Annotated in this window: 22 protein-coding genes and 2 riboswitches; of the genes, 11 read left to right on the top strand and 11 right to left on the bottom strand. The window is 55.3% G+C overall.

All coding sequences use genetic code 11. The features are described from left to right. The coding region (locus BLT01_RS04390; protein ID WP_092094982.1) for an N-acetylmuramoyl-L-alanine amidase at window positions 1-1097 on the bottom strand (1097 nt) is incomplete at its 3' end. A 332-nt stretch (window positions 1098-1429) separates the two neighbouring features. Here BLT01_RS04390 and BLT01_RS15180 point away from each other — a divergent pair. Together BLT01_RS15180 and BLT01_RS04385 are read left to right on the top strand one after the other, a co-directional pair. After that, the gene (locus BLT01_RS15180) at window positions 1430-1576 is read left to right on the top strand and encodes a hypothetical protein (protein WP_176765038.1); all 147 of its coding nucleotides are present in this window, start codon (window positions 1430-1432) and stop codon (window positions 1574-1576) included. A 109-nt stretch (window positions 1577-1685) separates the two neighbouring features. Further along, window positions 1686-1913 carry a hypothetical protein gene (locus BLT01_RS04385; protein ID WP_092094980.1) on the top strand — a complete coding sequence of 76 codons (228 nt, stop codon included), beginning with the start codon at window positions 1686-1688 and terminating at the stop codon, window positions 1911-1913. Between the two features lie 252 nt (window positions 1914-2165). Here BLT01_RS04385 and BLT01_RS04380 read toward each other — a convergent pair whose 3' ends face one another. Then, window positions 2166-3005: a hypothetical protein gene (locus BLT01_RS04380; RefSeq protein ID WP_092094978.1), complete on the bottom strand. Its 840-nt coding sequence runs from the start codon at window positions 3003-3005 to the stop codon at window positions 2166-2168. A 195-nt stretch (window positions 3006-3200) separates the two neighbouring features. Here BLT01_RS04380 and BLT01_RS04375 point away from each other — a divergent pair, with 195 nt between their 5' ends. Then, window positions 3201-3815, top strand: a complete 615-nt coding sequence (locus BLT01_RS04375; protein WP_092094976.1) for a PH domain-containing protein — start codon at window positions 3201-3203, stop codon at window positions 3813-3815. A 181-nt stretch (window positions 3816-3996) separates the two neighbouring features. Continuing rightward, window positions 3997-4704 carry a DUF421 domain-containing protein gene (locus tag BLT01_RS04370; protein WP_092094974.1) on the top strand — a complete coding sequence of 236 codons (708 nt, stop codon included), beginning with the start codon at window positions 3997-3999 and terminating at the stop codon, window positions 4702-4704. A 46-nt stretch (window positions 4705-4750) separates the two neighbouring features. Here BLT01_RS04370 and BLT01_RS04365 read toward each other — a convergent pair whose 3' ends face one another. From BLT01_RS04365 to BLT01_RS04325, 9 genes are all read right to left on the bottom strand, one after another. Further along, the gene (locus BLT01_RS04365; RefSeq protein ID WP_092094972.1) at window positions 4751-5809 is read right to left on the bottom strand and encodes an acyl-CoA dehydrogenase family protein; all 1059 of its coding nucleotides are present in this window, start codon (window positions 5807-5809) and stop codon (window positions 4751-4753) included. 13 nt (window positions 5810-5822) lie between these two features. After that, window positions 5823-6563 (bottom strand): ABC transporter ATP-binding protein, encoded by a 741-nt coding sequence (locus BLT01_RS04360; protein WP_092094970.1) that lies wholly within the window; start codon window positions 6561-6563, stop codon window positions 5823-5825. Next, complete coding sequence (locus BLT01_RS04355; protein WP_092094968.1) at window positions 6556-7329, bottom strand: ABC transporter permease; 774 nt, start codon at window positions 7327-7329, stop codon at window positions 6556-6558. Before BLT01_RS04355 ends, BLT01_RS04360 begins: the two co-directional genes overlap by 8 nt. Next, window positions 7326-7619 carry a thiamine-binding protein gene (locus BLT01_RS04350; protein ID WP_092094966.1) on the bottom strand — a complete coding sequence of 98 codons (294 nt, stop codon included), beginning with the start codon at window positions 7617-7619 and terminating at the stop codon, window positions 7326-7328. Before BLT01_RS04350 ends, BLT01_RS04355 begins: the two co-directional genes overlap by 4 nt. After that, window positions 7619-8623, bottom strand: coding sequence for an ABC transporter substrate-binding protein (locus tag BLT01_RS04345; RefSeq protein WP_092094964.1), 1005 nt, complete (start codon window positions 8621-8623; stop codon window positions 7619-7621). Before BLT01_RS04345 ends, BLT01_RS04350 begins: the two co-directional genes overlap by 1 nt. 113 nt (window positions 8624-8736) lie before the next feature. After that, window positions 8737-8847: riboswitch (TPP riboswitch) on the bottom strand. 99 nt (window positions 8848-8946) lie between these two features. Next, window positions 8947-9705: an energy-coupling factor transporter transmembrane component T family protein gene (locus BLT01_RS04340; RefSeq protein WP_092094962.1), complete on the bottom strand. Its 759-nt coding sequence runs from the start codon at window positions 9703-9705 to the stop codon at window positions 8947-8949. Beyond that, window positions 9686-11113: an ABC transporter ATP-binding protein gene (locus BLT01_RS04335; protein ID WP_092094960.1), complete on the bottom strand. Its 1428-nt coding sequence runs from the start codon at window positions 11111-11113 to the stop codon at window positions 9686-9688. The genes BLT01_RS04340 and BLT01_RS04335 overlap by 20 nt, the downstream gene beginning before the upstream one ends. After that, entirely contained in the window at window positions 11106-11687 is a 582-nt protein-coding gene (locus BLT01_RS04330; RefSeq protein WP_092094958.1) for an ECF transporter S component, read from the bottom strand. Before BLT01_RS04330 ends, BLT01_RS04335 begins: the two co-directional genes overlap by 8 nt. A 1-nt stretch (window position 11688) precedes the next feature. Beyond that, on the bottom strand, window positions 11689-12279 hold the full coding sequence (locus BLT01_RS04325; protein WP_092094956.1) for a YkoF family thiamine/hydroxymethylpyrimidine-binding protein: 591 nt from the start codon (window positions 12277-12279) through the stop codon (window positions 11689-11691). A gap of 97 nt (window positions 12280-12376) precedes the next feature. Beyond that, window positions 12377-12482, bottom strand: a riboswitch (TPP riboswitch). A gap of 524 nt (window positions 12483-13006) precedes the next feature. Here BLT01_RS04325 and BLT01_RS04320 point away from each other — a divergent pair. The 7 genes from BLT01_RS04320 to BLT01_RS04290 all read left to right on the top strand — a co-directional run bounded on the left by BLT01_RS04320 (window position 13007) and on the right by BLT01_RS04290 (window position 20831). Beyond that, window positions 13007-14413 (top strand): hypothetical protein, encoded by a 1407-nt coding sequence (locus BLT01_RS04320; protein WP_092094954.1) that lies wholly within the window; start codon window positions 13007-13009, stop codon window positions 14411-14413. Between the two features lie 433 nt (window positions 14414-14846). After that, window positions 14847-15392, top strand: a complete 546-nt coding sequence (locus BLT01_RS04315) for a competence protein ComK (protein ID WP_092094952.1) — start codon at window positions 14847-14849, stop codon at window positions 15390-15392. A gap of 255 nt (window positions 15393-15647) precedes the next feature. Beyond that, a complete protein-coding gene (locus BLT01_RS04310; RefSeq protein WP_092094950.1) occupies window positions 15648-16841 on the top strand; it encodes a M20 metallopeptidase family protein in 1194 nt (397 codons plus the stop codon). Window positions 16842-16995: 154 nt separating this feature from the next. Beyond that, on the top strand, window positions 16996-17811 hold the full coding sequence (locus BLT01_RS04305) for an alpha/beta fold hydrolase (RefSeq protein ID WP_322787846.1): 816 nt from the start codon (window positions 16996-16998) through the stop codon (window positions 17809-17811). A gap of 61 nt (window positions 17812-17872) precedes the next feature. Then, on the top strand, window positions 17873-18817 hold the full coding sequence (locus BLT01_RS04300) for a sensor domain-containing diguanylate cyclase (protein WP_176765037.1): 945 nt from the start codon (window positions 17873-17875) through the stop codon (window positions 18815-18817). Window positions 18818-19035: 218 nt separating this feature from the next. Further along, the gene (locus BLT01_RS04295; protein WP_092094946.1) at window positions 19036-19857 is read left to right on the top strand and encodes a response regulator transcription factor; all 822 of its coding nucleotides are present in this window, start codon (window positions 19036-19038) and stop codon (window positions 19855-19857) included. Further along, entirely contained in the window at window positions 19854-20831 is a 978-nt protein-coding gene (locus tag BLT01_RS04290; RefSeq protein ID WP_092094944.1) for a HEAT repeat domain-containing protein, read from the top strand. The genes BLT01_RS04295 and BLT01_RS04290 overlap by 4 nt, the downstream gene beginning before the upstream one ends. The last annotated feature ends 10 nt before the right edge of the window (window positions 20832-20841 follow it).

Genomic DNA, 20841 nt, shown 5'->3' with positions numbered 1-20841 from the left:
CCGTCCGCCGTGAGACCGTGCTTTTTCTGGAAGGCGATTGCTGCGGAGCGAGAGCTTTGCCCGAAGATGCCGTCGACGCCCAGCTTGAACCCGACTTTGTTCATGTCACGCTGCCAGTTCCTGACGGCGGTTCCGGTCGAGCCGAGCGACAGCGTTTTGCCGTAGATCATGCCGTTGGACGGAACGGAAGGGGCTGATGCAATTTGCTTCAGGTAATCTCCGCTGACGTAAGCTGTTTTCCCCTTGAAGCTGAAGCGGTACCAGCCGTTGGATGTCACGCCGGTGACCTTTACCTTATCCCCTTTGTTGAGTTTGCCGAGGGAACGGTACTGGGGCGTGTTGCCGGTCCTGACATTCAGGTTGTTTACCGTAGATTCAAATGTGCCGTTTAATTCCTTGACGCTGATTCCGGAAGCATGCTCAGTGCCGCCGCTTCCGATCGAAGGGGCGGATGCATTCGCCTTAAGCGGCAGGTCCATTGCTTGGGCGATTCCGAGTGTGATTGCGGAAGCCATATCGTTCATGAAGTTGTTGTTGCGCAGATAAGATGCATCTGTCGGGTTATCGATGAATAGGATTTCCAGCAGGATGGAAGTCATGCCCGATTCCCGCAGCACATGGAAGTTGGCGCTTTTCTTTCCGCGGTTTTTCAGCCCATAGCGGCTCAATACTTTCTGGACTTCTTTATTGATCTCATTCTGGACTTCATGATTTTTTACCGTAGCGCTTCTGGAGTAGATATAATCTTCATATCCGGAACCTCCCCCAGAGTTATGATGGACAGACACCAGCAAGTCCGCGCCCCATGCATTGGCCAAATCCGTTCTTTCCTTCAGGGAAAGGAAAACGTCCGAGTCCCGGGTCATTTTGGTATTGACGACATAGGAAGCGTTCAGTTTCTTGTTGATCATCAGGGAGAGCTTCAGGTTAAGATTTTTTTCCGCAAGACCGTTTCCGAGCGCGCCTGAGTCATGTCCGCCGTGGCCCGGATCGACAACCACCTTGGCAGGCGATTCGGCCAATACGGCAAACGGGGCAGACAGGGAAAGGGCAACCGTGACGGCGAGAATCTTTTTGGTCAGTTTGTTTTTTTTCATGTCATCCACCTTATGTATAGATTTTGAAGCGACTGCATAGAGACGACCCTGTTCCCCCTCGACGTGAAATTTGCCGGACGGAGGGGAAATGTGCAACGAGAAGAAGTACGGAATATTATAGCATAAACTGGATTGATAAAAATTAGTCTTATAGTAATAGTTATCCATCAAAAGAGAGGTGGATTTGTTTAAATTCAAGTAGGAAACGGTAAGCCCATCTACCGGGGTATAGGCCAATAGTAGAGCCGGTTCGACAAAACTCGAAATATTGTTTCATAATCAATGGGTTTGGGAATAATCAAATGAATACCGTAATGGAGGTAACATAAGGATTGGAGAATTCCATCGAATATCAAATGTTTTCGTATGAGCTTTTGCGTTTGTATATAGATTTAGGACAGTGCCAAGATGAAGAGTTGCAATTGCAAATTGCAGAGGATATCGACTTGCTTGAACGTGCCATCAGTGCCTTACAGTGATCGTTTTGAGACGATCTTTTTTTGTTTGCATTCAAACAGCGAACGTGGATGGAATGAAGCCGAACTCCGCATAATAAAGCCAAAATGACAACATGGAGGCGAATTGACCATGACGAATCCGCGCCCGGTGTGCATTGAATGCGGAAAAGAATTTGATCCCGGCCGGTCTTCCGAATCCGACCGCTGCCCCGATTGCATCACTCCTGATGAAGAAGCCAACCCTGCCGGCGGGCCGAGTGCTTACGTTGAGGATCCTCACGACACCCGGCCGCCCGATCCGTACGACCCGAATCCGGATGACCTGGAACCGAAGGATTATGAGGAGGATGGGGAGTAGAACAATTCCGCTTGTAACGCAGTCATCTTTCGGAAACTCGCGGGATATCATGGGCATTGCGGCATTTTGGAGAGTTAGAGGGTTTATCGAATACAACCAGGTGAGAAGACAGATGGCTTTCTTGCCTGGTTTTTTTGTGCTTGGGGAGTGGATCTGAGTGAATACCAACCGTTGCGGGGGAACGGCGGTGAATATGTGAAACTAATTAGAACAATGGCTTTTCCGCTTGATGAGCAGAAAAGCCATTGATCTTTATTGCGCTTGGATATCGAAAGTGAAAGGCTCTATTTCAGTTTCATAGTCATCAGAGTATCCTTCCGCATAAAACTTCAAATTAGCCAAGTCTGGCTCAATTGCAGGGAAAATGATTATACCTTCAGTTTCGATGCCCGGGAGAATTTCGGATTGTACTTCAGGCAGGCCGGTTTCATAAGTATACTCCGGCTCAAACTGTTTATTTTCAACAATTAACTTTGTGCTGTGGTCATAGAAATTAATCGTATTGCTAGTGTTGTTGGTCACTTTAACATAGACTCTTGTCTGATTGTCGGCGACTTCAATTTTTTGAACGTTGACCAAAAAACCATGCTGATCCTGTTCGGCATCAACAGCAATTTCTTTAATCGTTGGTGAGACTGCAGTGATATAATCAACTACCTCAATGGTATCCGCAAGGACGATAGGGGCTGAAATGACACCGCCCAAAGCATTCTCACCCTCCATTTGATCTTTGACGGTACCCGTAATTTTAACGTAATCTTCAGTAGCAACCTTCAAATCCGGTTCTTCAATTCCAACAATGACGTTTTGCTCGAAGTCTTCCGGCTTGGCATATACTTGCAGGTAGGTACCGTCCGCATCTCTTTCAGGCTCAGCGAAAACTTGGCCTGTGAATTCTACGGTATACCCTTCGTATTCTTTGGGGCTGCTATACATTTGGTCAAACTCCTCTGGTTTAACAATCCCTTTAGATGATGCTTTTTCTGTCGCTGCATCTGCTTCTTTGCCCGAAGAGTCACTTGTTGCAGTCTCACCGCAAGCGGATAACAGCAAGACGACGGACAGGCCTAAAATCATAGAAAGTTTCTTCATTACAATACCTCCAATTCTTAGTAACTAACCTAGGATAGTATAGTTCATATCGCCTACCCGTAGTAGTAGGGTAATATATTTAGTAATTACTGAATTTTTCCAACTAAACTTGGCGGAAAGATGTAATGATGAGTCAGACTTCAGTGGTGCGAATGATATAATCAAATCAATCAAGTGATGAAAGAAGGGAAACGTATGCTCAAAAAAATTGCTTCCGACGCCCTCGGGCTGTCGGATATCGGAAAAATCATCGGGCCGGCGGACTACGACAAGACCGACGCTGATGATTACATCCGCCACGAAGATGACGAGAAAATCTATTTCCTTATCAAGACGAAGGCGGACGAGTACTGCTTTACAAATATCGCGTTCATCCATGTGGACGGGGACACCGCGGTATCTTCCAAGCGGACGCTGAAGCGCTATCCGTACTCGCAATACAAGTTCACGGATGTGATGCTCGAGACTGCCGGGAAAGTCGACCTCGATGTCGAAATCAAGTTCACTTTGGGCAACCAGGCGTTCAGCATCGACGTCGACAAAAAGCAGCTGGATCAGCTGAAGGACCTGTATAAGGCGCTTGGCTCGATCGCCGAAGTGACGCATGAAAACAGCATCCAGATGGACATGGCCACGCAGAGCCTCGACCGGGCCGTCCAAGTGCTACACAACACCCGTCCGGCAGAAGTCCAGCTTGCAGAGCAATACGAGAAGTTGACCGAGTTCGGGTTTAACTGGATACAGCAGGCACGTGCCAAGTACCATGAAAAAGACTTCGGCGCGGTGTTCGAGAAGTATATTAATAACTGATGGATGGGAGAAGGCGTGGATGCGCCTTCTCTTTTTTGTTGGGAGCGCGCATAGAAAGGCCGGAAGCGCGCATTGAAACTGGACAAGCGCGCATAGGAACCTATGCGCGGTCCGTATGAAGGTGTAAACCGCAATCCCACTTGGGCACACTGGCAAAAACCAGCCGAGAGGGGCGGGAGTGATGGAATTTATTCATCCTCAGGAAACGCTGACCGCCATGCAATGGATTTTGAGGGCGGTCGTCTCCTATATTTTCTTGCTGATCGTGGTCAAGGTGATGGGGCAGCGCTCGATCTCGCAGCTGAGTCTTCTGGATTTTGCAATCGCCATTACCATCGGGAACATTATCGCACACCCTCTGTCCGATAAAGGGCTTGGTCTGAAGGGGTCGATGATTACGATGGCTGCGTTTGCTGTTCTCTATTCGACGAGCGTATTCGCCGTGCTGAAATCCGGGCGCGTCCGGAACTTTGTTTTGCCCCGTCCGATTCCGCTCGTGGAAAAGGGGCAGCTTGTTTATCCGAACCTGAAAAAAGCCCGCATCACGATCGATTACCTGCTGTCCGAAGCGCGGAAGGCGAAGATTGAGGACCTTGAAACCCTTGCGCTGGCGCTGTGGGAACCCGATGGCACCATTTCATTTTTCGAGAGTCCGCAGTATCAGGGACCGACGAGGAGTGATTTCAACATGACGCCTGAACCATTCGATTTACCTGTTGTCGTGGTGAGGGAAGGGCGGGTCGATAAACAAGCACTTCAATGGAAGGGAAAGGATGAAGCCGGGCTGTTATCAATCCTGAAAGAGGAGCATGATGTCCGGTTGCAGGATGTGCTGCTTGCAACGATGGACAGGAGCGGACGGGTGAAGGTGTTTGTCAGAGGAAGATGAAAGGTGAAAAAGCATCCGGCAATAGGCTGCCAGATGCTTTTCGGGTTTAACTGCCGGCCGGTTCAGGCAGCAAAAATGTATGCTGGGCGGCGGTCGACAGGTCCCGCCAGATGCGGTTGAGCGGTGACTGTTCCATGACGGCATCCATGCCAAAATGGCGGATGGCGCTTTGGACGCCGGAGCGCGCCGTGCCGGCCGCTGTCTTGGCGGTCCGGATCAAGTGCTGTTCTTCTTCAGCGGTCATTGCTTCGCCTGCCAGGTGACGTGTCCATGCATCACGAACGTTTGATTCGAAGCTGGCGGCCTGTTTGCCGTGCTCCCTTTCATGCTGTTCCAGTTCGCCTAAAACAAAGGCTTGCCGGTCCGCACCGGGCCATTTTTCCTCGGCGAGTGATCGCGCTTCCTCGTAGAAGTGGTCGGCAATGCCGAGGCAGACTGCCGTGAATGAAGCGACCGAAAAGGCGACGAACGGAAACGAGTGGACCGGTCCGGAAAATGCGTTTTGCTGTTCGAAAATACTGAAGGTACGGTTTTCCGGGACGAAGGCATCCGTGACACGGATGGAATGGCTGCCGGTGGCGCGGAGGCCGAATGCATTCCAGTCACCGAGCACTTCCACCTGGTCCGGCATGAGGGTCATGCTTCGGATGGTGTCTGTACCTTCGATGGTGGAGTTGGCAGTGAACATGGAAGCATAGGGCGCTCCGCTGCAATATTTCCATTCTCCGGAGACCCGGTATCCGCCTTCGGCAGGAACGGCTGTGCCGGCGGGGAAGCCGCTCCCGGCAATGACGGCGGAGGCCGGGCTGAACAGCTCGTGCGCGGTATCTTCTGTCATATTCGGGACGAACATGCCGCCGCCGGAGCCGATCGTCGTGAGCCAGCCGGCGTTGCCGTCCGAATGGGAAACGTGTCGAAATACGCTCAGTGCTTCGGGGAGACCGAGCATGCGGCCGCCGAGTTGTTCCGGTACAAAAAGCTTAAACAGCTTTTCTTCTATTAGATAGTCCAGCAGGTTTTGCGGGACTGCCCGGGTGCGGTCCATTTCTTCTGAATGGGCACGGATCCGGGCAACATCGATTCTTTCTTGCTTTACTTCGGTCACGGAAAGTCACTCCTTATCTGTGCGGGGCTGTCAGCTGCCGGGCGATCTGCCTTCGGATGTCCAGGAATTCCTCGGACAGGATCAGGTCGGGTGTCCTGGGACGCCGGAAAGGAACGTGATATTCCGAAAGCAGTTGTGCCGGTTTGTCGGTCAAGATCAAAATCCTGTCGGATAGATAGATCGCTTCTTCGATGTTGTGGGTGACAAACAGAATCGACCGCGGATTTTCTTCCCAGAGGGAAAGCAGCCACTGCTGCATCTCCGCCCGGGTGAACTCATCAAGAGCGGAGAACGGTTCATCCAGGCAGATAAAGTCCTGGGGGCTGAGCAAGCTCCGGATAAACGCGGTCCGCTGTTGCATGCCGCCGGACAACTGATGAGGATAAGCATCTGCATAGCCGCCGAGACCTGCCTTGTCCAGCATATCGATTGCGTCCGGAGGGTCCGGGGCGCCGGCGATTTCGGCCCCGAGCCGCACATTGTCCAAGACGGTCCGCCAGGGAAGGAGGGACGGACGCTGGGGCATATAGCTGATCATGCCGCGCCGGCCCCGGATCGGCTGTTCGCCAAGGCGGATCTCGCCGCCATCCGGCTCGAGCAAGCCCCCGATCAGCTGAAACAGGGTGCTTTTCCCGCTTCCGGAGGGGCCAAGAATCGAGACGAACTCCCCGTCTCCCACGCGGAAAGACAATCCTCCGAGCACATCCGTCTGCCCAAGCTTTTTATGGAGATCGTGTACGGCCAGTTCAGCCATTCCGTTCCCTCCTTCCTTTTGTTTTCCAAATGACGGTACGGTCTTCGATCAGGCGGATCAGCCCGAAAAACAGCAGGCTCAGTGCCATGACGAGGAAAATGGCCACGAACACATTCGTCGTCCTGAACGAGGAAGAGGCGAGCGTCATGTATACGCCGATCCCTTTTTTGGCGCCGAGCCATTCCGTGATCACGGCTCCCATCACGCTGTAGGTCGCGGCAATCTTCAATCCGGAAAAAACGGAAGGGAGAGCGTGAGGCCATTCCAGCTTGCGGAAAATCTGCCCCCGGCTGGCGCCTGCCATTTTCATATAGTGCATGAGGTCATCGTCTGTCTGCCGGAACCCATCAAGGACGGAAACGGCGATCGGGAAAAAGCATACGAGGGCGATGATCATCAGTTTTGGGGTGGCCCCGAAACCGAACCAGATGACCAGGAGCGGCGCAAGCACGATCACCGGAATGTTCTGTGTCAGGATCATCAGCGGGTAAAGGGCTTCCCGGAAGCCGGGCACGAGATGGAGAACGGTCGCTGCAAGCAGCCCGACCGCGCTGCCGATCAGGAATCCGCCGAGGGCGAGGGTGATCGTCGAACCGATATGCCCGCTGTAGGACGGCCAGTCGTTCAGCAGCTCCGTCCAAACCGCTGAAGGGGCAGGAAGGAGCCAGGCCGGCATGTCGAACAGACGGACGGCCGCTTCCCAAACCGCCATCAGCAAAACAATCAGTGCGGCAGGCTTCCAACTGTGGCGGAGTGCCTGTTTCATCCCCGGTATTTCTCCGTCAGCGCATCCATGGACATGCCCTCCGGCCGGTAGGAGATTTTCACCTGGGAAAGAACGCCGGGACAGCCGGCTTGAATCATCTTCTCATTCATCTGTTTGACGATATCGAGCAACGTGCCGAGCTCGCCTTCCATGACGGTCTCAAGCGGCCCGACTTCGTAGCGGACTCCGGATGCCCCAATCACGGCAATGGCTTCATCTACATAAGGAATCACATCTCCGCCACCGGGTACTTTCGGGATGATCTGGATGCCCAGTAATGCATGAGCCATCATTTTTCCTCCTTCGGAAGGAAGTCGTTCGTGAACGCGGCCTCCACATCAAGTTTTTCTTCGATCAGGCCATGTTCATGCATCCAGTTTGCATAGCCGGCCCAGACAGACTCTTTTTGTTCTCCCCAACGGTCCGCATCGTCCCGGTATTTCGGTGCCAGCCATTCCTGGCTGGCACGGACAAGCTCCTCGTCAAGCTCCGGAACTTCGCCGATCAGAATGTCGGCCGCTTCCCCGGGGTGTTTAATCGAGTATTCATAGCCTTTGGATGCGGCCGCGACAAAAGCGGAAACCAGATCGGGATCTTTACTGATGAGTTTTTCGCTTGTGATGATAATCGGCGTATAGTAGTCGAGTTCATCCGAGAAGTCGGCAAGGTACTGGATGTTCAGGTCAATCTCGCGCAGCTCCGCTTCGATTCCATCCCAGCCGTAGTAAATCCAGGCGAAATCCACGTCACGCTCCACCGCGGTGAAAAAGTCGGTGTTGCCCATATTCAGGAACTCGAGTTTTGAGATGTCTGCTCCGTCACCTTCCATCAAGGTGGACAGAACTTCTTCTTCCACGGGAGCCCCCCATCCGCCGTAGGTTTTCCCTTCATAGTCTTTCGGGGAGCGGATGTTCTTTTCGGCAGGAGAGGCGAAGCCGGATGTATTGTGCTGGATGACCGCGGCGACCGAGACGATCGGAATGCCTTGGACGCGGGATTCCGTAAGCGATTCCTGTGCGCTGATGCCGAATTCGGCTTCATTGGAAGCGACCAGTTGGTTGGCACCGGCTTCTCCGGGCATGACAATTTCCACATCCAGTCCTTGCTCTTCGAAATACCCTTTTTCCTGCGCGACGTAGAGTCCGGTGTGGTTCGTGTTCGGTGTCCAGTCGAGGACCATGGTGACGTTCTTCAGTTCGTTCTTGCCGGTGCCCTTTTCCTGGTCCGCTGTCCCGGAAGAACAGCCGGCCAGTACAAGGGCCGCCAAAGCGGCGATGCCGAGCCATTTTCTCATGATGAGGGTACCCCCTTGTAATGTTTTTCCCGACAGGGGGGCGCGGGCTGCCGCACCAGGCAAAAAAAGCATGCCCAGGCAGAAGCCCGGACACGCTGGAAAAGGCGAGAGGTGGTGTCTCGCAGATTGTTTCCCTACGCCGGTCCTAACCAGATCAGGTTCAAAGGGTCAGCGCCTAATGAGCGCACTCTCAACCGGCCACACCGGTCCCCCCACATGTCGGTATGAAGTTCTGGTCTATCATGTCATAAATGCGGCGGGCGTTCAAGACGGCTTTGAACGTGCAGGTGATCAATACCGCGCTTCAGGCGCTGTTTTTGCTGTCAATTCCCAAGCAGGACGCCTCCTGCGCAGCTTGCAGCAAGCACCATCAAGAAAATGCCGGCCAGCACATAGTCACGGCTGCAAATGTGAACCGGTTGATAAAATTCCTTCCGCCGTTCTCCGGTGAAGCCCCTCGCTTCCATCGCGAAGGCGGCGCGTTCGGCTTTCCGGACGGCGCCGGCAAGCATCGGGATCAGGAGCCGCCTCGTGCCGGCGATCCGCTGCCCCCAATGCCGGTCCCGGCCGATGCCTCGCAGGCGCTGGGCCTGCCGGATCTGGTTGAGTTCGTCTTTCAGGACGGGCAGGAACTGATAGCCGACCATCGTGCCGTAGGCGATCTTCGGCGGGATTTTCAGCTGCTGCATCAGGCTCATGACGAAGGTGACCGGATTGGTCGTGAATGCGAACAGAAGAGACAGCGTCGAGAAGGCCATGACCCGGAAAGTCAGTGACCAGGCGTGTGCCCACTGTTTGTCGGTGACCTCGATGCCGGCAAAGGATCCGACCACTTCACCGCCGGTGTCCGCCCCGAAGACGAGCGTCGTCCACAGGTAGCCGGCTGCGCCGAGCGTGAAAGGCAGCATCATGAGCGTCCACAGCTTCCAGTTGATCCGGCTCATCGTCAACTGCATGGCGAGGATTCCGAGCCAGAATAAAAGCGGTGTCCACGGGTTGAAAAAGAAAGCCATCGTGAGCATCGAGACAGTCACGATGATGAACTTGACCGACGGGTTCATGTCATGCAAAAGCCGGCGCACGGCGGTCCGCTCCTTTCGGCGGGAGAAGGTGGTGTGCATCCAGCAGTGCCGGTTCTTCCCACACGTCTTCTGCCCTGAATTTCCCGGTCATCCGGCCGTCTTTGATCAGAAGGACCGAGTCGGCAACGCCCGCGGCGAATTCCATGTCGTGGGTAATGACCAGGAATGTGACGCCTTCCCGCGAACGCTCGTCGATCAAGGAAAACAGTTCCCGGAGACTTGCGGCATCCTGGCCGGATGTCGGTTCGTCCATGATGATGACCGGACGGTTGTCGGCGAGCATGGCGCCGATTGCGACGCGGCGCTTCTGGCCGTGGCTGACCGAAAACGGATTCGCTTCCCGGATCGGCTCCAGCTTCAGCCGGCCGGCGAGGTCGTCCAGCGTTTCCGGCGCGGCGAGGCCCGAAAACGCCAGTTCGTCCCGGACGGAATTCGTGAGAAACAGGAATTCCGGCGACTGGGGAACATAGCCGGTACCGGTCGACCGGACGGTTCCATTGTGTTTGTAGATGCCGCAAAGCGCCTTGGCGAGCGTCGATTTCCCGCTCCCGTTCGGTCCCGCGATGACGGAGACTTCGCCTTCTGCGGCCTCAAATGAAAGAGGGGCGAGCAGCTGCTTCCCGCCGATTTCAACCGACAGGCCCGTGACGGAGAGGGAAGGCTTGGCGGTCATGCGAGACAAGCGTCCCGGAAATTCAGTCGGGGGCTTCGGGACAGCCGGCTTGTCCGCGAGAAGCCGGCCGCCGGGCCCGAGTGTCATCTCCCTTCCGAAGAACTCTTCCCACAGGTCCAGCCGGTGCTCCACCACAACGACTGTCAGGCCGGTCTGCTTCTGGAGCCCGTCCAGCCACCGGACAAAATTCCGGGCGGTCAGCGGGTCGAGGTGGGCGAGCGGTTCGTCCAAAAGAAGGATTTCCGGCTCCGCGACCAATGCGCAGGCGGTCGCGACCCGTTGCTTCTGCCCGCCGGACAGCGACTGGATGATTGAATGGCGGAAAGCCGCGAGACCGGTCTTTGCCAGGACGTCTCCGATTCTTCGGTCCATGTCGGAGCGGGGAACCCGCAGGTTTTCCAGCGTGAAGGCGAGTTCCTCCTCGACGGTGGTCATGCAGAACTGCGAATCCGGATCTTGGAAGACGGTTGCGATCAGCCGGTTGATTTCGCCCGGCCGGTATTCCTCCGCACGTTTCCCGAACAGCCGGATGTCACCTTCAACAATGCCGTCGCAGTTCAGCGGATAAAGCCGGTTCAGCAGGTAAAGCAGGGTGCTTTTGCCGCAGCCGCTCGGCCCGCTGATGGCGACCCGCTCGCCCGGATGGATTTCGAATGTCAGGCCGGTAAGCGTGTTGTCCGGGTCTTCCGGAAAGCGGAACGAAACATCAGCAAGGGAGACGACGGCTTCACGCACGGGCTCCACCCTGTTTCGTCCGTGAGATGGCGTACCCGCGCAGCGCGCCCGTCGCCAGCAGGCCGTCCGCCATATACTTGCCGCCGATTCCGGCAATGATGGCACCGCTCAGCACGCGCAGCGTGAACATGAGCAACACGAATGACGGGTCAAGTGCCGCATAGCCGGAGACAAAGTAGCCGTACACGAAGCTGAATACAGCGGCGCCTGCACCTGCAAGCATCATGACCGCCAGATTAAAGTGGCGGTAGCGGGTGGCGGCAAACGCCGCTTCCGCTCCGAGCCCCTGGATGACCCCTGTCAAAATCAGGCGGGGACCGACCGCATTGCCGATCATGACTTCGATGATGGCAGCGAGTGTCTCGGGAAGCAAAGCCGCTCCGGGTTTCCGGATGATCGCCATCGAAAGGATGGAGACGATAAACCAGATGCCGAACATCCACTCATAGGCGATCGGCCCGATCAGCCCTGCCCAGATGTTGCCGAAGTGGACGGCGACAAGGTACACGATGCCGAAGACGACACCGAACAGCGAGGCAAGCACGACTTCTTTGAGTTTCCAGGGCTGCCTCATGTCAATTCCCCCCATGGGACGGGCTGTTGATGCTCATCGAGACGGTCATGACGAGGTGGCGGTGGTCCTCGGAGCGGGCGTGGGTGAACGTTTCTTCATAGAAGTCGAACACATCATGGATATCCCCGTGGATGCCGCTTGCGTCATGCATCGACTCATTGAACACGCCTCGCTCCTTGGCGCGCTCGATCTCACGATAGATGACCGACATGTAATCCGGGTGGTTCATCGGGTACAGCGCAAACTGCGACGAGACGTATTGCTTGGTCCGGTCGTGGTTCAGCTGTTCGTCCGGCTTGCCCAGGTATGCATCTCCCGCCGAGTCTCCCGGGCAGCCTGCGGAAAACGTGCCGTTCAGCGCCACATGCACGCCGGTTTTCGCCGTGTGGAGCGCCAGCGCCTTCGCCACGTTGAACACGTGCCCCTGTTTGCCGCGGATGACCGTCGACACATCATCTGTGTGCATCCGTACCGCGGACGTATCGACCTCCTCAAGCGCTCCCTTGATGACCTCGACAAAATCATTGGTCATCGGGCTCAGCGTAAACCGGAACCCCACAATCGGACTGGTTCCACAATGCATGTCTTCCATTTCTAAAAACCCCCTTCTGAAAATGAACACAAAAAAGCTGCACCCGTGAAGATGCAGCCTTGATTTCAGAACATGCCCATAAAAAATGAAAGGCGTCATGAAATTCGCCGCACTTCCTCACGCAGGTCCTAACCTGATCGAGTTCAAAGGGATCGGAGCAGTGCTCTCATCTCAGCCCAAAACGGGCACCCCCAGTGCAATGACGGTATGCAGTTTTTCATGCTTCGGGTTGGCCCCGATAAATCCAGTGTAGGGGATGGACATGTGATTGTAAAGGCAGCCGGCAAAACGGGATCAGCCTGGAGGAACCCTGGTCGGAGCCGCGGCCCTGTGAAACTTGGTACCTCCCTGAATGGCTTTTGGTGCTCTTGGGTACCGGCGGCATTTTTCATAGAAACAGCTTCACTCCTGCGAGACGAGAAGCAAGCTGTCGATTCAGCGCACTTATTGATGAAATAATTCGAATTATTCGGCCTTTAGTTCTATATTTTCATCGTGAACCGAATGCTATGATAAAAAAATAAATAGGGATTTTATCATAGGTAATTGTAGACTGCCGGAGGGTTGTCCCAAGTGGTCGGACAGGGTCGCAACTTGGGTGTTCAGGAATACGGGAAGCCGTTCAAACGGAGTTTGTTCGACAGGGCCTGCATGATTCCGCAAAAGGTGCTGCAAGGGCCGGAAGATTACGGATCACAGTTAAAGAATGGAGAGGAGACAATTTAAAATGAATGTGGAATCGGCTCGTCGGAGGCAGGCAATACGGCTATCCGGAATAGAGGAAAGGATTCCGGCGGGTGTGGAGGATGCATTGGTCTCCCCGCTCAGAATGAACTTCGTCAACCAGGCGGTGAACCTGTATTCAGGAGAATTTTCGCTTGAAGACGACCAGGACATGTTTCATCTTAATGGGCAGGTCACACTTAAATGGTATCCCGAAATGAAGATTGAGTGGGTCGGCACCCTGACCGATCTCGGAATCTCTGCGGAGAAAGCCGGAAACCTATTGGTGGAATCGATTTTCCGCACGTACCGGATCCAGACACCGAACGGTTTTCACGGTGAAGCGTTCATTAATCGTTTTAACACGGAAAGGGCTGAGCTGGCGGGGACCGTAAAGGAATCGTTCAGCCAGCCGTTCCGGCCGGCAGACCGCGTTCATTTCTCGGTTGTGAACTTTTACGGAACAGCCGGGGAGCCGATCCGTTATCTGAACTCGATTTACAGGGGAAGGCTCCGGGCCCGATACGGGGCATACCGGATCACATTCGACCAGGTCCATAACTACGACGAAACGTATCGCAGCCTGGATGAACTGGGTGGCTACGGCGTGACGCACGCGGGCCTGATCGAACGGACGGACAGGCAGCCGGCCGACCCGAAGACGGTCAATGAACTCATCGATGCGCTGAATTGGGTGCTGTCCTTTAATGCGGGGCGTCGTGTCGGCATCTGCAGCATCCATGGAAGCTACGCAAATGGGGGCGTGATCAAACAGTACCGGCTGCCGGCCGTCGATAGCTGGAAAAACGAGGCCAACTGGTGTCCGGGTGTTGAAAATGACCCCGGGGACAAGTTGAGCCGCCTGGTGGAAAGCGTAATCGAGAAATTCACGATCCCGCATTGGCAGCAGACCTTGCCTCGGCTGTTGCAATGGTACCTCAGTGCGAAATCGGAGGGCTTTGTGGAGAACCGAATCGTGTCTGTGCATGCCGCATTGGTAAAACTGGCGTGGAAAGTGCTCGTCGAGGAAGAGAAAATCTTATCCGCACAGGAGTTTGAGCGATTTCCGGTTGATATGCAGATCCGCCGGCTTCTCCAGTTTTGCACCATCCCTACAGCCATCCCCCGGCACACCATCCGTGTCGGCGGCTACGCGGACGGCCCGCAGCTGATTGCCGCGTACTACAAGGAGACGATCCACGCCAACCGGCGCAATCTGCAGACACTCAACGACTGGGACAAGGAGGCCATCCTCCAGCTTGGCATCCAGTACCTCGAACTCGTCCTGCTCCACTTGATGGGGTATACCGGGCAATACATGAACTTGCTGGTTGGCGGGGAGCGGACCGGCAGGCCGGAGACGGTTCCGTGGATGAAGAGGACGGAAAACAGTGCGGTGAAGCCAAGCTGAGATATCTTTTGGGAAGATAAGAGATGCAAACGGTGGGGACGGCGGTGCGCTTCAAGCACCGAGTTCCCGCCGTTTGCTATTGAATGCTCATCGGGTCTTTATCGAGTGCAGCGTGCCGCCCGATTTTCTTAACATTTCCTTCTTTCTCGCGGAATCTTTCGGCAAATTTTAGCAATTATCAACTTTAATTGTCAAAATAGATAGACTTTACTACCTTGTTTTATCTATAATAGAGGTATTAAGGGAATCTTTACTCATTTATTCCAATGATATGGATTTTTGTGGGGTCATTTACTTCCTTGTCAGTCCGGTTCCCTTTTTTAATCGAGGGGTGTGAGGTGAGGGGATGCGAAGGGCAAGCGGGTAAGTAAAGGGGTTTGGGGCATTTCCGGATAAGAAAGCGGGGAAAAATGAGACCAAAGGGGATGGGGACATGAGTACGGATATGTTCGAGATCAGACAGGAAACGATGGGGATTGTTCCGGAGTATGACGCTTGTGGGGACCTGCACGCCAAGGTGCTGCTGCCGGACGAGTATGTCACGATTGGGGAGAGTCCGACGCAATTGATAGACCGCACGCTGCGGTTACAAGGAACGAGCTTCCGCGGTGCGCGGGACGGCGCCAATTACATCCTGTCAAGAACACATAACACGCCCGTCCGCATTGACGGGGAAGAGACGATCATCCTTTTCCCGACCACTTCACCGTCGCGCGAAGACTGCACTTGGTTTGCCCTCCACCACATTGACCGCTACGAGGCGGTGGAGAAAGGGAAGACTTGCGTGACGCTTACTAACGGCCACACCGTCACACTGCCTGTCAGCCGTTTCAGCTTCCACAATCAGTTCCAGAAAGCCCTCCGGTTCAAATACCAGCTTGTCGAGCGCCGGACCACCCGGATGTTTCTCATCCGGGAGCCGAAGAAATGCTATCATCTCGTGAAGCGGGATGGCGGCAGGAATTTCGAAGACTCCTGACGGCCAACGGTTTCAGCATAAAAAAGCATGCGCCCGGAGAAAGGGTGCATGCTTTTTTATCGGATGGCGTCTTGCGGACGTACACCAACCCGTCACCCTATAGCGAACGGGCTCATCCAAGCTGCCCGTCTTCGAAGTCCCTTATCCGGATGCAAGGGCAGTCGGTATTCAATTAAATACATACCTCTTTCCGGAACCGGGTAATGGAAGACTATCGGGGAACTCGCCCCAACCCATTACGGAACGGAGGATTCGATGGAACTGCAACATTTGGTGAAAGAGATACAGGACGAAATGATCCGGATCCGGAGGCATATCCATGCCCATCCGGAGCTGAGCCATGAGGAATATGAGACGACCGGCTTCGTGAAGGCACAGCTGGAAGACACGTCGATCGAGTGGCAGGAACTCGGGCTTGAGACGGGTGCGGTCGGTCTGATGTACGGAAAGGACGGAGACGGGCCCGTCCTGATGCTGCGGGCGGACCTGGACGCGTTGCCGCTCATGGAGGAGTCCGGTGTCGAGTTCGCGTCTGAAAAGCCGAATGTCATGCACGCTTGCGGCCATGACATTCATACGACTGTGCTGATCGGAGCGGCAAAGGTGCTGGAACGGATGAGGGACAACTGGAAAGGGACGATCAAGTTCGTCTTCCAGCCATCGGAGGAAAAGGCAGGCGGCGCTTCCGAACTGATCAAGGCGGGGGTGCTTGAGAATCCGAAGCCGGACCACGCGGTGTGCCTCCACACATGGCCGTCGACCGATGCCGGGAAGATCGGCATCCGCCCCGGCCCGATGACGGCGGCGAACGATACGTTCCATGTGACGGTGAAAGGCACCGGCGGACACGGGGCCCATCCTGAGAAAGCCGTCGACCCCGTGCCGGTCGCAGGTGACATCGTAGACCTGTTCCAGCGCATCATCTCCAGGAACCTGTCGCCTTTCGACCCGGCTGTCATCACGGCGGGCCAGATCGACGGCGGTTCGGCGGACAATGTCATCGCGACCGATGTGAAAGTGTCGGGAACCGTCCGGACGCTCAGCCACACGACCCGCGACTACATCAAAAAGCGCATGAAGGAAATCGCCCACCATGTCGCGGCCGCCTCCAATGCAGAGGCGGATGTTGAATTCAAGGGCGCCGGCTGCCCGCCGGTCATCAATGATCCTCATCTGACCGGCCTGCTTGAGCAGTCGCTGAAAACGCACCTCGGCCAGGAAAATATCGATTACCTGAAAGAACCGTCGACGGGCAGCGAGGACTTCGCCTATTACCTGGAGCAGATTCCGGGCATGCTGTTCCGCCTTGGAACGAGGAACGACAAAGACAGCCGCACCCACCTATCGCTCCACAATCCGGGAATCGTCTTCGATGAGCAGGCGATTCCGGCCGGCATCACCGCCATGTGCGGGTTTGCGTCGGATTATTTGAACGGGGTTCATAAATGAGGAAAGCCGGCTGCAGGGGCCGGCTTTTTGATGCCTTTTGATGGTGATGCAGAGGAGTCCGGAGGCTGAATCCCGAAAGAAACTTTTAAGAAGCAGGCAGCGAATGATAGGGTTGAGGGAGAGTGAAAAACGTCGAATGAAGAAAGGTGAAGGCATGTTGAAAGATAAAGTGATGCAAAGAAACCATGTGACCATACGCGGGGCAGGGGAGCGGACGATTGTTTTCGGGCATGGGCTGGGCTGTGACCAGACCGTATGGGAACGGGTCGCTCCGGCATTTGAAAGCGGATGGCGGGTCGTGCTGTTTGATCATGTCGGTTCCGGCAGAAGTGACCGTTCGCAGTATCGTCCTTCCGATTATGACTCGCTTGACGGCTATGCGCGTGATGTCATCGAGATTGCGGATGCGCTCGATCTGAGAGACGCGGTGTTTGTCGGGCATTCCGTCAGTGCCATGATCGGGGCGCTGGCGTCCATCGGGCGTCCGGGAGCCATCGGCACATTGATCATGATCGGCCCATCGCCGCGCTATCTGAATGCGCCGGAGTACAGGGGCGGCTATGACCGGGAAGATATAGAGGAACTGCTCGCAATGATGGAACGGAACTACAAGGAGTGGGCAAAATACATGGCGCCTGCTTCGATGAAGAACATGGACAGACCGTTTCTTGCGGAGGAACTGGAGGAGCGGCTGGTCTCGAACGACCCGGACATCATGCGCCAGTTTGCGGAAGTGACGTTCCTGTCGGATGTGCGGGACCGGCTGAGCCAGGTAACTGTGCCGACGCTGGTCCTCCAGGCTCAGGAAGATTCCGTGGCACCGGCGGAAGTCGGGGAATTTGTGCGCAAACAGATCGCGGGCAGCACGTTGAGGATGCTTGCGGCCAAGGGGCATAATCCCCACATCAGTGAGCCGGAAGAGACCATCCGTGAAATCCGTCGATACCTGAATGATGAGCGGGGAATCTGAAACAGCGGAAGGCAATCAGAGAGGAACCGGCGCAAGCGGGGGAAAGGCAGGCGTTACATCGATGGATGCGCAATTGGACCGGGCACCGGTCGGCTACGTCATATTGGATAAAGAATGGAATGTCCTGGAGGTGAACCGGACCTTCATGGAAATGGCGGGACTGGATGATCCGCCAAAAAAAGTGCGGGACATGCTGACGGTGTCAGGATGGGTCTATTTCCAGACCTTTTTCATGCCGGCCATTGAACTTCACGGCAGGGTGAAGGAAATGGAGATTTCCCTGCGCTGCAGGGACGGGAGGATGCCGGCTCTGCTCAGTGCGGCGGAGGCGTCCGGCTGTTACGAGTGTGCAATCCTGCCGATGCCGATACGGGGAAAGTACGAAGAAGAGATGATGGATGCGAAGCGCGAAGCTGAGCGTGTCCGGCTGGAAACGGAACAGGCGAATAGCCAACTGATGGGGCTGGTGCAGAAAATCCAGAACAAGCAGGACGAATTGATCCAGCTCACAGAACAGTTCCGCGAACTCGCTTCCACCGACCCGCTCACGGGACTCGCAAATCGGCGGGCATTCGAGAAGCAGATGGACCGTCTCGCCGAGTCCCCGTATGCCGTCATTGCATTGGATATCGACCACTTTAAACAAGTCAATGATACATACGGCCATGCTGTCGGGGATGACGTGCTCAAGCGGGTCGCAACCGCTATTGAGGACCTGGCGGAGGAGACAAGAAGCATGAAAGGCATTCAACTGTATGCGGCGAGGATTGGCGGCGAGGAGTTTTCATTGACTGTGGAGACCGCTTCAGAGACGGCTGCGGCATCGGTGGCCGAAAGGATCCGGAAACGGATTGCTGAAGCCGGGAAGCCGGTGCCGGTGACTGTGTCGGCCGGTGTCGCGCTCAGAAAGACCGGCGAGGAGCCGGCCCTGCTGCTGAAGCGCGCGGACGAAGCCTTGTACCGGTCAAAGCGGGAGGGAAGAAACCGGGTGACCGTCGGTTCCTGACCGGATCATCCTGAAAACCGTCTTGATGCGGACTTGGACCGGGCGACCGGTCCTTTTTTATGTGCGGGTCGGATCATGTGCGTTTTTGTCGAATAAACACTTGCTGATTGTCGATTGGCTGTATGATAATCAAAACAAACAGGTAGTTTCTCCGTCCAATGGATAGATTTCCTATTTGGCGGGTAATTCAGTAATAAAGAGAGGGAGGGGGATGGAAGGTGGCAACCAAAACAGGGACCCATCCGGTATTCAAAGAGCCTCACATCCAAGATATCTTCGACCTGATGAAAGCAAATGCGCTGCGCGGGCGCCGCACAATAGTGATGATCGTAATCCGCGCGGAAAATGAAACGGGCGCCGAAACGGCTTCCCGTCTCCGGAGCCTTGTCCGCTCCACAGATGTGCTGTTTGAAACGGACCGGCCCGACGAGCGGGGAGTGCTGCTGCCGATGAGCGGTACGGACGAAGCCAAAAGCTTCCTGAACCGGCTGTTCCGGATGGAGGGAGAGATGAAGGCGGCAATCCTTGAAATCTTCCATCCTGATGTTGACTATCAGGCCTCGCTCAGGCGCATGCAGTCGGCGATCGGTGATGCAGAGGGGCGGGTCACGGTATTAGACTCTTTGCGGCAACGCCCGGACGAGGAGGTAAAGGTCAGCATTCTTGACCCGGAACCGCTGTTCCGCGACGTACTCGGAATGGCGATTGACCAGCTGGATACGCCCGGTATCCAGCTTAAGATCGAGACGTTCGGTGACGGCCGGACATTCCTCGAGTCGGGCTGGACAGTGTCCGCACACCCGCATCTCGTGGTCATGAATGATTTGCTTCCGAGGCAGAACGGCCTGGATGTGCTCCATGAGCTCCGTTCCCTTCCGAATGACGGGAAATTCACGATCCTGATGATGACCCGGAGAAACTCGGAAGAGGACATGACTTATGCTTATGAAAGCGGCGCGGATGGCTTTTTGGTCAAGCCCTTTAACCTGAGATTGTTTGAAGCCCAGATAAAACGGCTGCTGGCGAGGTTATGGTCATGACCGGCATATCCGTTACAACCGTATCCATCGGGGTTCTGCTGCTGCTCCTTGTGTTGGTTGCGCTGACCGTCTACCTGTTCGCGGCGCGTGCTGTGCAGGAAAGAAAAATGGAAAAGGCAAAAGCTTACCTGTCCCGCAACAATGAAAGGTGGTACCGCGTGCTTCGCGGGATGGAAGATGTCTCGGCGGAGATGGTTCCGAAAAACAAAGCCGAGCTTGCCGCGGTGGAAGAAATTTTCCGGGCTTACCTGACAAACGTCTCTGGCGACAAAATCCGGGAACGGATCAGGGCCTTTGCAGATGGCCATCTGGCGCCGTTTTACCGGAAAAAACTGAAAAGCAGGAACTGGAGCGAAAGGATGAATGCCCTGTACCGGATCGAGGACTTCGGCATGGAAAGTTTGCTTGGCGATGTACATACACTCGAGCGAAAAAGGCTGACGGCGGATGAGCGGTTTCAACTGCTGCTGATTGACCTGCAGTTCCGTCCGGACGGCTTTATCGGAAGGAATGCCGATCGACTCGGCAACTTGTCCGAGTACGAGGCCCGCCAGCTGTTTTTCCTCATGCCGGAACCGGTATTTGAAGAAGCCTCCGCGCAGTTCGGCCAGCTGGATCCCATACTCAAGTACGGCATGGTCGAGGTGCTTGGAATGCGGCAGGACCTCAAGAAGCTGCCGTTTCTTGAAGGGCTTTTGGACAGCGAAGATCCGGAGATCAGGATCCGTGTACTCCGGGCCATTGATGCATTCGGCATCCGGACACCCGACCGGATCCTTGAACGTGCGTTTGATTCACCGGTTTGGGAAGAGCGCTTCCTGGGGGCCCGTATGCTCAGAAGGGTTCCCGCGGATGAGGCCGCCCGGTATGCATCCCGCCTCCGCGACGATCCGTCATGGCTTGTCCGTGAAGAGGTCCGCGGATTATTGGCGAGACAGCGCGAGGCCGCGGAGGACTTGGCGGTCCTGCGTTAAGAGGGACGGA

The sequence above is a fragment of the Bhargavaea beijingensis genome (assembly GCF_900101985.1).
Classification (GTDB): Bacteria; Bacillota; Bacilli; order Bacillales_A; family Planococcaceae; genus Bhargavaea; species Bhargavaea beijingensis.
Note: the sequence above shows the minus strand (reverse complement) of the source record. Positions and strands in the feature narration are given on the sequence as shown.

Coding starts and splice junctions, on each gene's coding strand:
- BLT01_RS04345 (WP_092094964.1), bottom strand. CDS start 8,623: ATGAGAAAATGGCTCGGCATCGCCGCTTTGGCGGCCCTTGTACTGGCC.
- BLT01_RS04315 (WP_092094952.1), top strand. CDS start 14,847: ATGAGTACGGATATGTTCGAGATCAGACAGGAAACGATGGGGATTGTT.
- BLT01_RS04325 (WP_092094956.1), bottom strand. CDS start 12,279: ATGGAAGACATGCATTGTGGAACCAGTCCGATTGTGGGGTTCCGGTTT.
- BLT01_RS04385 (WP_092094980.1), top strand. CDS start 1,686: ATGACGAATCCGCGCCCGGTGTGCATTGAATGCGGAAAAGAATTTGAT.
- BLT01_RS04330 (WP_092094958.1), bottom strand. CDS start 11,687: ATGAGGCAGCCCTGGAAACTCAAAGAAGTCGTGCTTGCCTCGCTGTTC.
- BLT01_RS04350 (WP_092094966.1), bottom strand. CDS start 7,619: ATGGCTCATGCATTACTGGGCATCCAGATCATCCCGAAAGTACCCGGT.
- BLT01_RS04360 (WP_092094970.1), bottom strand. CDS start 6,563: ATGGCTGAACTGGCCGTACACGATCTCCATAAAAAGCTTGGGCAGACG.
- BLT01_RS04320 (WP_092094954.1), top strand. CDS start 13,007: ATGAATGTGGAATCGGCTCGTCGGAGGCAGGCAATACGGCTATCCGGA.
- BLT01_RS04310 (WP_092094950.1), top strand. CDS start 15,648: ATGGAACTGCAACATTTGGTGAAAGAGATACAGGACGAAATGATCCGG.
- BLT01_RS04375 (WP_092094976.1), top strand. CDS start 3,201: ATGCTCAAAAAAATTGCTTCCGACGCCCTCGGGCTGTCGGATATCGGA.
- BLT01_RS04380 (WP_092094978.1), bottom strand. CDS start 3,005: ATGAAGAAACTTTCTATGATTTTAGGCCTGTCCGTCGTCTTGCTGTTA.
- BLT01_RS04300 (WP_176765037.1), top strand. CDS start 17,873: ATGGATGCGCAATTGGACCGGGCACCGGTCGGCTACGTCATATTGGAT.
- BLT01_RS04355 (WP_092094968.1), bottom strand. CDS start 7,329: ATGAAACAGGCACTCCGCCACAGTTGGAAGCCTGCCGCACTGATTGTT.
- BLT01_RS04290 (WP_092094944.1), top strand. CDS start 19,854: ATGACCGGCATATCCGTTACAACCGTATCCATCGGGGTTCTGCTGCTG.
- BLT01_RS04305 (WP_322787846.1), top strand. CDS start 16,996: ATGTTGAAAGATAAAGTGATGCAAAGAAACCATGTGACCATACGCGGG.
- BLT01_RS04370 (WP_092094974.1), top strand. CDS start 3,997: ATGGAATTTATTCATCCTCAGGAAACGCTGACCGCCATGCAATGGATT.